Origin of the sequence: Campylobacter sp. BCW_4321 (assembly GCF_001763075.1) — a bacterium.
GTDB lineage: Bacteria > Campylobacterota > Campylobacteria > Campylobacterales > Campylobacteraceae > Campylobacter_D > Campylobacter_D jejuni.
In genome coordinates, this window is record NZ_MJYA01000032.1 from 1 (window position 1) to 3548 (window position 3548).

Below are 3548 nucleotides of genomic sequence, written 5' to 3' on the forward strand. Positions count from 1 at the left end.
ATATCAACAACATCAACATCGATTCAAAACCCTATCTATTAAAAGCTTTATATTTTTGTGAAGATTATGTTTTATATGATAAAGATAAGCAAGCTTTATTTGATGAAAACACAATAAAAGAATTAGAATTTAACTCTAGTTTTTATACTATCTTTATCTCTCATAAAAACAAACTAAATGATACTTATTTAAAAGCAAGAAAAGAACTTTATAAAAGTATTGATGAATTTAAAAGACTTGGTTTTAAAGATTTAGAAAATGCTTATCAAACTTATATGAGCTCTTTTATTATCAATGAAGAATTAAATAACAAAGATAAAACAATCAATAAAAATGAAAACAAAGAAATAAATAAAAATTCAAATCAAGAAAACAATATAAAAGAAAATACAAGCAGTATAATAAAAAATACAAATTTTAACAATGAAACTTCTTTAAAAACGAAACAAAGCAATACCATTATAGATGATATAAAAGAAGATTTTAAGATTGTATCTAATAATGCTATAATAAATAATACTAACTTTAAAGGTAAAAAAATTGCTTAAAATATCAAAAAGAATTTCTATTATAGTTTTTATTGTATTAGTTTTTATCATAATTGCTAGCAATGCTTATAACTTTATCCAAGAAGCTTTACAATTTAAAGAAGCTAATGAAAATAAAGCAAGAGAAAATCTTAGTGCTTTAATCAAATGGAGTGAAAACGAAGGCAAGGAAGAATTAGAATATGCTAAGAATTTAAGCAAAGAAAACTATAATCAAGAAAAAGTTACACAAATGATTATTAAAAATCTTAAGATGATACAAACAAGTATTGAAGATATGAAAACTTTAACCTCTTGCTATCCTACAGAAGAAGATGTTGAGCTTATGAGACAAGCTGGACATGTTGCAACAAATTCAAATACTGATATTATACTTTATCTTTTATATAATGAAAGAAATATCACAAATCATAAAACTTATTTTTTATTTGACAAGGAAAGATTTAAAGTTTTTGAAGATTTTTTATTTTTTCTAAATACTCGTTTAGAAGAGGATTTTTTACAAAAAGATATTCATAAGTTTGATAGCTTTGATGTAGTTAGAATCGGAATGTATATTAACGACCTAATTGGCTATAATAGTGGATTTACTAGTATGTATTTGAGTGAATTTTTACAAGATTATATTTGTGATTTAAATACCCCTAAAACTATGACAATTTTAAATGGTATGAGTCAAATTAACACTACTACTGACAAAGTTTTATTGTTTTTTAATAAAGAATTAAAAATACACACTGATAGTTATTTAAAAATGCAATTAGAAAAAGCGATCTATAATTTTAAGAAACTCAAACTCGGTCAAAAACAAATCAATCAGCTCAATACCCTACAATCTAAACTAAAAGAATGCACAAATGAATGAGATAGAACTTAACACTCAAAATAAAACCTTAAACGAAACAGAAAAAAGCACAAAAACTATTTTTAAAATATCAAGGAATATAAATGAAAAAACCTTTTTATAAACTTAAAAGATTTTATATACCTTGTGGTTTACTTATAGCTTTTGTTATCTTTATAAGCTTAGCTTATCGCCCTTTAGAGCTTATCTTTTGGGATAAGTATTATTATGAAAAAGAAAATCAAATTAGAAAAGAGACATCTAAATTATTCTGGAGCAACGAAGAAGAATTTAAAAAAGTTTTTGTAGAACAAAACTTAAATCAAGAATTAAAACTTAATCAAAAAGAATTATTAAATTATATGCATAATTTTAAAAAAGATTTTAAATTTATGCAAATTTTAGGTTTAGACAATGCTTATTTGGTAGCTCTTAGAAATAAAGTAAGTATATTTGGAAGAAAAAGTGAAACTAATCTTAATTATTTTTATCTTGCTTCTAATAGCACTACCAATTTAAACGAAATGAATAATTTTATAAGCATTATGGATAGATATATCATTTTTATTAACAAAATAGATGCATTGCCTGACACTTATGCACTTATGAAAATAGCCTTTAATGCTGATTATTTTCTTTTTAATTTAATCCCATTTGCTTCAAGCCTAGATAAAAACTTTATGTGTTCTATACCTCAAAAAGAACAGTTATTAGAAAATATGATTAATTCTTATAAAAAAATGAATTTATTATATAAAACAAAACTAAAAACCGAAATTCAAGAAATGATATACCCAACAATATATGAAGCAAAAAGATATAATTATTTCATAAATATTGCTAAAGGAAGATTAAATGCATGCGGAAAATAATTTAAGTCCTGAAGATAGACAAGGTATAGAAAATGCTGTGCTTGCTAAAAAAGATATAATACCGGATTGGATAGCAAATTTTAATAGACAAGATATAGAAGATTTACAGAAAAAAATAGAAAATGCGAGTGAAGATGTTGGGAGATTTTCTAATATAATCAATTCCTACTCCAAGCAATATCCTACTTTAGAACCAATAGCAAGAAAAATAAGAATAATAACCAAACCAACAGAAAACACTTTAAAAATTATGGATTATTCTTTAGAATATGTCCTTAATGGCGAAAGGTCGGTAGTTATTAAAGCTATAGCTGAAGGGGTTGAAACTATTGTTTATACAGTTGGTATTTCTGCGACTGCAATTGCAGCTGGAATTGTGAGTTTGGTTGGTATATTATGTCCAGATTCAGCACCTTTGGTAGCATTTGGTGCCTTTGTAATATTCACTCAAGGAGAGGAGCTGAGTTACTATATATCACAAAAAGCTAAAGAAATAATAATAAATTTTTTAAATCCAAAAATACAATATTTTCCACAAACTATCCATCTGGGCAATGGACAATATTATAAAAATGATAAAAATATAGATGAAATATTCAACAATATATACGAAGTTCTTGGTTTCTCCCTCTTCACTCCACGCCCCTACCCTAGCTATTCAAAACAATACAAACTTGCTCTAGCAAAGAAAAAAGAACTTATAACTAAAACAAGTATAGCTTCTACAACTTACAATTTTATAGATGAAGAATATTTAAAAAACATACAAGATTTAAAAGAACAAGAAAAAATCATTGAACAAGAAGAACAAAAATATCAATTTGATTTAAAACTTTATACAGAAGACAATAAAATAAAAAATGAAATTTTTAATTCTTTATTTAAATCTTTAAATGAAAAGCTAAGCTTTCAATTAAAACAAGAAAGAAATACTTTTTTAAATTCCAATCAAAGCTTAAGTATTGTTGCTAATAAACAATACCTACTAAAGACTTTAAACTTGCAAGATATCAACAACATCAACATCGATTCAAAACCCTATCTATTAAAAGCTTTATATTTTTGTGAAGATTATGTTTTATATGATAAAGATAAGCAAGCTTTATTTGATGAAAACACAATAAAAGAATTAGAATTTAACTCTAGTTTTTATACTATCTTTATCTCTCATAAAAACAAACTAAATGATACTTATTTAAAAGCAAGAAAAGAACTTTATAAAAGTATTGATGAATTTAAAAGACTTGGTTTTAAAGATTTAGAAAATGCTTATCAAACTTATAT

The 3548-nt window shown here is 24.4% G+C and carries 3 protein-coding genes and 1 pseudogene; all 4 read left to right on the forward strand.

All coding sequences use genetic code 11. The features are described from left to right. Positions 1-548 (forward strand): hypothetical protein (locus AJN58_RS10065; protein WP_180753138.1); only part of this gene is annotated, 548 nt, incomplete at its 5' end. Further along, a complete protein-coding gene (locus AJN58_RS05005; RefSeq protein WP_070233289.1) occupies positions 541-1413 on the forward strand; it encodes a hypothetical protein in 873 nt (290 codons plus the stop codon). The genes AJN58_RS10065 and AJN58_RS05005, both read left to right, overlap by 8 nt. An 83-nt stretch (positions 1414-1496) precedes the next feature. Further along, positions 1497-2264, forward strand: coding sequence for a hypothetical protein (locus tag AJN58_RS05010; protein WP_070233290.1), 768 nt, complete (start codon positions 1497-1499; stop codon positions 2262-2264). Further along, positions 2248-3548 (forward strand): annotated as a pseudogene (locus tag AJN58_RS10070) (hypothetical protein); the annotation flags it as partial. The gene AJN58_RS05010 and the pseudogene AJN58_RS10070, both read left to right, overlap by 17 nt.

Bases quoted from the DNA above. Each gene is read 5' to 3' on its own strand.
- AJN58_RS05010 (WP_070233290.1), top strand. From the start codon at position 1,497: ATGAAAAAACCTTTTTATAAACTTAAAAGATTTTATATACCTTGTGGT.